The organism is Zhongshania sp., assembly GCF_041623545.1.
In the GTDB taxonomy this organism is placed as follows: Bacteria; Pseudomonadota; Gammaproteobacteria; order Pseudomonadales; family Spongiibacteraceae; genus Spongiibacter.
In genome coordinates, this window is sequence record NZ_JBFJWS010000196.1 from 1 (window position 1) to 5956 (window position 5956).

Consider the following 5956-nt stretch of genomic DNA (forward strand, 5'->3'; position numbering starts at 1 on the left):
GTTAAGTGTCCAGTTGAAAGAAGGAGAGTTGTTGTAAACCAACTTCGCATCTGGGTGAACTTTACGAACTTCGTCCATCATGCCTTTGATTTCGTGAACAGTTGGAACCGCAGTTTCGATCCAAAGCAGGTCAGCGCCAGCATTGATTGCTTCGATACAGTCGAATACGCAACGCTCGTGGCCAGTACCTTCGCGGAACTGGTACAAGCCAGAAGGTAAACGCTTAGGACGAACCAGCTTGCCATTACGGTTGAAGCAAACATCGCCTTCAGCCATGTCAGCTACGTTGATTTCTTCAACGTCTAAGAACGAGTTGTAAATGTCGCCCTGATCGCCTGGCTCTTTAACAACGGCGATTTCTTTGGTCAGACCAGCACCTTCGGAGTCGGTACGTGCAACGATAACGCCGTTGTCGACACCCAGCTCTAAGAAAGCGTAACGCAATGCGCGCAGCTTATTGTGGAAGTCGGCATGAGGTACGGTTACTTTGCCGTCTTGGTGGCCGCACTGCTTTTCGTCAGCAACTTGGTTTTCGATCTGTAGGCAGCAAGCGCCAGCTTCGATCATTTGCTTGGCCATCAGGTAAGTCGCTTCAGCGTTACCGAAACCAGCGTCGATGTCTGCAACAATAGGTACTACGTGAGTAACATGGTTGTCGATTTGATCTTGGATCTTAGCTTCTTCCGCGGTGTCGCCAGCTTCGCGAGCAGCATCCAGAGCACGGAACAAGCCGCCCAGCTCACGTGCATCGGCTTGACGCAGGAAGGTGTAGAGCTCGCGTACTAGGTCGGCAACAACGGTTTTTTCATGCATTGATTGGTCAGGCAGGGGACCAAAGGAAGAGCGCAGAGCGGCAACCATCCAGCCAGACAGGTACAAGTAGCGGCGATCAGTTTTGCCGTTGAAGTGTTTCTTAATAGAAATCATCTTCTGCTGACCAATAAAACCATGCCAGCAACCCAGAGACTGAGTGTATTTGGTTTTGTCTTTGTCAAACGCGGCCATGTCTGCACGCATGATGTCGGCAGTGTATTTGGCAATGTCTAGACCGGTTTTGAATTTGTTCTGGGCGCGCATGCGTGCGACATACTCGGGGTTGATTCCGTCCCAGCTGCTACCTGCTTGTTCTTTAAGTGAGGCAACTGCCTGGATGTCTGCTTGTAGAGTTGACATATGTGGTCCCTATTTTGTTGCGTTTTAGGTTGTTAACGCTGGCTAGTTTACGCTCGGCGGTTAAATTTATCTAATTTATAGTTATTATGTTGGATATTTTGTATATGAATATCTGTGCCGGCGTTTGATTTTGCCGCGTGGGAGCGGCCGCCTTGCTTAAATGTCTATATTAGAGGTGCGGGCCGAGCGTGAGCTGGCTTATTATAGCAAGAAGAGCTTGCATCCGCATTCAGCAATAAAATAGTAAAGATAATAAGGATAAATTTGCAGAATTATCCTCGGGTGCTAGGATGGTCGTCTATATTGATTATACCGTTTAAATCGAATTCTTCATTTCTCTAAAGGAGTTTCTATGTCTTCGCAGGCCAATTCTAGGGTGCAGCACGCAGGTTTACAGATTGCCGATGTACTTTATCGCTTGGTCAACGAGGAGGTCGCGCCCGGCACCGGTATTAGCTCCAGCCAGTTTTGGGATGCAATGGCCGCGGTGATTAAAGACCTTGCGCCTAAAAATCGCGCTTTATTAGCTAAACGCGAGCAGATTCAGGCCCAAATTGACGGCTGGCACCGGGACAATCGTGGTCAATTCGACGCTGAAAAGTATAAGGCATTTTTAACTGATATTGGTTACTTGCTTCCCGAGCCCGCTGATTTCGCGGTGTCGACGCAAAATGTTGACGAGGAAATCGCCAATTTAGCAGGTCCTCAGCTGGTAGTGCCGGTAATGAATGCGCGCTACGCCCTGAATGCTGCGAACGCGCGCTGGGGTAGCTTATATGATGCGCTTTACGGCACCAATGTTATCTCAGAGGCTGATGGCGCTGATAAAGGCAAGGGCTACAACCCTGTGCGCGGTGCAAAAGTTATCGCATATGCCCGCCAATTTTTGGACAGCAGCGCGCCGCTGGCCAGCGGTAGTCATGCTGATGCGACCCTGTATAGCGTTGTAAATGGCGCATTGGCGGTGAGTTTGGCCGACGGCTCTGTTACGGAATTACAGCAGCCTGAGCAGTTTGTTGCCTATCTTGGTGATGCCGCTAATCCGAGCAATATCTTGTTAGTGAATAACGGTCTGCACATTGATATTCAAATCGACGACCAGCACCCCATTGGCAAAGATGACCCCGCGCGGGTTAAAGACCTTGTGCTGGAGTCAGCGCTTACTACAATCCAAGACTGCGAAGACTCGGTTGCCGCGGTTGATGCTGACGACAAAGTTCAGGTCTACCGGAACTGGCTGGGTTTAATGAAGGGCGACCTTCAAGAGAAGCTTGTTAAAGGTGGTAAAGAATCGCTTCGTACCCTAGTTGGTGACCGCGTCTTTACTGCTGCTGACGGTGGCGAAAAAATATTGCATGGCCGCAGCCTGCTACTCGTTCGCAACGTGGGTCACTTGATGACCAACGAAGCGATTATTGATGCCGACGGCCATGAAGTGCCAGAAGGTATTATGGATGCCATGGTCACCGTATTGGCGGCGATGCACGATCTTAAGCAAACTGGCTCACTGCGCAATTCACGCACCGGCAGTGTTTATATCGTTAAGCCGAAAATGCACGGCCCTGAAGAAGTGGCCTTTGCTGGCGAATTATTTTCGCGGGTTGAAGACGCGTTTGGTTTGCCGCGCAACACCTTGAAAATCGGCATCATGGATGAGGAGCGCCGCACCACGGTTAACCTCAAGGCCTGTATTGCTGCGGTACCTGAGCGGGTTATCTTTATCAATACTGGCTTCTTGGATCGCACCGGCGATGAGATTCACACCAGCATGGAAGCCGGCCCGTTTGTGCGCAAGGCTGATATGAAAAAGCAGGCGTGGATTAGCGCCTACGAAGATTGGAATGTTGATATTGGTTTGGCGTGTGGCTTAAGTGGCCGAGCGCAAATCGGTAAAGGCATGTGGGCCATGCCCGACGAAATGGCCGCGATGATGGAGGCAAAAATTGCCCATCCGAAGGCCGGCGCCAACTGCGCATGGGTGCCATCACCGACTGCCGCAACCTTGCACGTTATGCACTACCACCAGGTTAATGTGAAATCGGTACAGGCGCAGTTAGCTAACCGTCAGCGCGCGGCACTGGACGATATTTTAAGCATCCCAGTTGCCGAGAACCCCAATTGGAGCGCCGAAGAAATCCAGCAAGAGTTGGATAACAACGCCCAGGGCATGCTCGGTTACGTCGTGCGCTGGATCGACGCCGGTGTGGGTTGCTCTAAAGTACCTGACATCAATGATGTTGGCTTGATGGAAGACCGCGCGACCTTGCGTATCTCCAGTCAGCACATTGCTAATTGGTTGCATCACGGTGTGTGTACTGAAGCGCAAGTTATGGAAACCATCAAGCGCATGGCAGCCGTTGTTGACCGTCAAAACGCCGGTGACCCAAGCTATACGCCAATGGCGCCAAACTTTGACGACAGCGTGGCCTTCCAAGCTGCCTGTGAGCTGGTCTTTAAGGGCTGCGAACAGCCTAGCGGTTACACCGAACCAGTGCTTCATCGCCGCCGTATAGAATACAAAGCTCAAGCTAAGGCTTGATCTGTAAACGATTCCTTTCCTGTCAGTGAGGCTTGGCCCGGATTTATCCGGGCCTTTTTTATTGCGAAGTCGGGTGTCGGAAGTCTGACGTCAGACGAAGGTATTGCGGCCTTTACGTCCGACATCCGGCGTCCGACGCCAGACCTAGTTTGCTGCCGCTGGCAGCAAAGCTTAAAAACCCCCATAATCACCCCAAACTATAAAGCCCTGCGGAGTTATTCTTAGTATGAATCTATCGCGAATCGATCTAAACCTGCTGGTCTATCTCGACGTGTTGCTGCGGGAGAAAAACGTAACTCGCGCAGCTGAGCAATTAGGCATTACGCAGCCTGCTTTGAGTAACGGTCTGCGGCGTTTGCGGGATTTGTTTAACGACCCTTTATTAGTCCGCACCAGCGAGGGCATGACCCCTACTGAGCGAGCCCTAGAATTACAGCCGCAGGTGCGCACTATTCTGTCGGCGGTGGAGCAGGCGGTATTACCGGTTTCTGATTTTGAAGTTACCAAGAGTAGTCGTGTGTTTCGGATTATGGCCAGCGATTACGCCGAGTCGACCCTACTAATGCCGCTGCTATTTAAGCTCCGTGATGAAGCGCCAAATATCACATTAGATATTTTGACTCCCAGCGACGTCACTTTTCAGGACTTGGAGCAGGGCAAGATCGACATGGCGATCAACCGTTTTGATCGCTTGCCCCAGTCTTTTCACCAGGCCACGGTATGGCGAGACAGCTTCTCTTGCTTGATGAGCAGTGGCAATTCTGCTCTGAGCAACTTTGATATGGACGCGTTTTTAGCCGCGCCGCATATTTGGGTGAGTAAGACGGGTATGGGGGTTGGTCGCGGCATGAGTCAGCGCGATAGTCAGCGCCTTGGCTGGGTAGACGAGGCCTTGGCGGAATGCGGTCACGAGCGCCAGATTCGCGTGTTTACTCGCCATTACCAAGTGGCGGCATTATTGGCCAAACACCCGGACCTAATCGCGACTCTGCCGACGCAAGTCGCCAATTTATATGTAGATGACCCGCGTTTAGCGGTGCGTAAACCCCCGTTCATGATTATCCCCATTGAACTCAAGCTAGCGTGGAGTCCGTTGCTACAGCACGACCCGGGTCATATTTGGTTGCGTCGGCGTATTGTCGAGGTAGGCGAGGAAATCTCGGGAAGAGCTTGAAGCTAACTTCTTTTATATTGCGCTCTGATCGTCGAATCTCGCCAATTAAGCAATAAATTGGCCGCGTGGCGTGACCTTGTCGGCCAAAACTGTCATGCTTACCGGCTTATTTTAACGGGAGGCTCCCATGATTATTGCTAACGATTGCGTAGTGGCTTTTCACTACACCCTGACCGACGAAGCTGGCGTTGAGATTGACACGTCGAAAGGGCAAGAGCCACTGGCCTATCTGCATGGTCACGGTGGTATTATTCCTGGTTTAGAGCGTGAATTGACGGGGAAAACCGTTGGTGACGCGATGCAAGTGACTGTTCAGCCGGAAGACGGCTACGGTGAACTGAATGCGGAGCTGATTCAGGCTGTGCCACGTGAAGCCTTCCAGGGCGTCGATCAAATTGAAGTCGGAATGCAGTTCCAGGCGCAGGGCGCGCAGGGACAAGTGCAAACGGTTGTTGTTAAAGCTGTAGACGACGAGTCTGTAACGGTTGATGCCAACCACCCATTGGCTGGCCAGGTATTGCAGTTTGATGTCAGCATTGCCGAAGTGCGCGCTGCCAGCGAAGAAGAACTCAGTCACGGCCATGTCCATGGCGCCGGCGGTCACCAGCACTAAGTTTTAGCGTTTTCTTGTGCTGTATTAAAAGGGGCCCTTCGGCCCCTTTTTGCTATCTTTATAAACACAAGTTTAGTGTTTCTCTTCGCTATTCTCATCTTAGCCCCTAACCAAACGTTTTCATCTTTGCTTTATTGGCAAATGCCACAGGCCTGTCATTTTGCTGGCTTGGCTTTTGAGGGGGCTCTGTCGCAAAAATTGATAAATAGCTCAAGACTCGGATGTCGACATATCTGAGGTCGTGTGGCGGATCATTGCCTCTAATGGCAACAAGTGGTTGTCTTTTTTGAGGGGGCACCTTATTATCAATTGGTCGCGGTGTGGCAGCGATGGACTGGGATTTAATTGCTGGTTTGCTTATCTGCCCCGTGGACTAAAGATCGCGCAGCGTTCTCGATAATAATAAGCTTGGAATAAATTACATGTCCCATAGGCAGCAAGCGGCGATGTTCGCCCA

4 protein-coding genes are annotated in these 5956 nt (G+C 51.1%); 3 read left to right on the top strand and 1 reads right to left on the bottom strand.

Annotated features, from left to right (window positions below; translation table 11 throughout):
* Positions 1-1173: isocitrate lyase (locus ABYT30_RS14255; RefSeq protein WP_373097159.1), on the bottom strand; the 1173-nt coding region annotated here is incomplete at its 3' end.
* A 352-nt stretch (positions 1174-1525) separates the two neighbouring features.
* On the opposite strand from ABYT30_RS14255, the gene ABYT30_RS14260 reads away from it, so the two are divergent.
* The 3 genes from ABYT30_RS14260 to ABYT30_RS14270 all read left to right on the top strand — a co-directional run bounded on the left by ABYT30_RS14260 (position 1526) and on the right by ABYT30_RS14270 (position 5499).
* Positions 1526-3712: a malate synthase G gene (locus ABYT30_RS14260; RefSeq protein WP_373097162.1), complete on the top strand. Its 2187-nt coding sequence runs from the start codon at positions 1526-1528 to the stop codon at positions 3710-3712.
* A gap of 226 nt (positions 3713-3938) precedes the next feature.
* A complete protein-coding gene (locus tag ABYT30_RS14265) occupies positions 3939-4886 on the top strand; it encodes a LysR family transcriptional regulator (protein ID WP_373082964.1) in 948 nt (315 codons plus the stop codon).
* Between the two features lie 127 nt (positions 4887-5013).
* On the top strand, positions 5014-5499 hold the full coding sequence (locus tag ABYT30_RS14270) for a peptidylprolyl isomerase (RefSeq protein ID WP_373082963.1): 486 nt from the start codon (positions 5014-5016) through the stop codon (positions 5497-5499).
* Positions 5500-5956: the final 457 nt, after the last annotated feature.

Coding starts and splice junctions, on each gene's coding strand:
- ABYT30_RS14260 (WP_373097162.1), top strand. CDS start 1,526: ATGTCTTCGCAGGCCAATTCTAGGGTGCAGCACGCAGGTTTACAGATT.
- ABYT30_RS14270 (WP_373082963.1), top strand. CDS start 5,014: ATGATTATTGCTAACGATTGCGTAGTGGCTTTTCACTACACCCTGACC.
- ABYT30_RS14265 (WP_373082964.1), top strand. CDS start 3,939: ATGAATCTATCGCGAATCGATCTAAACCTGCTGGTCTATCTCGACGTG.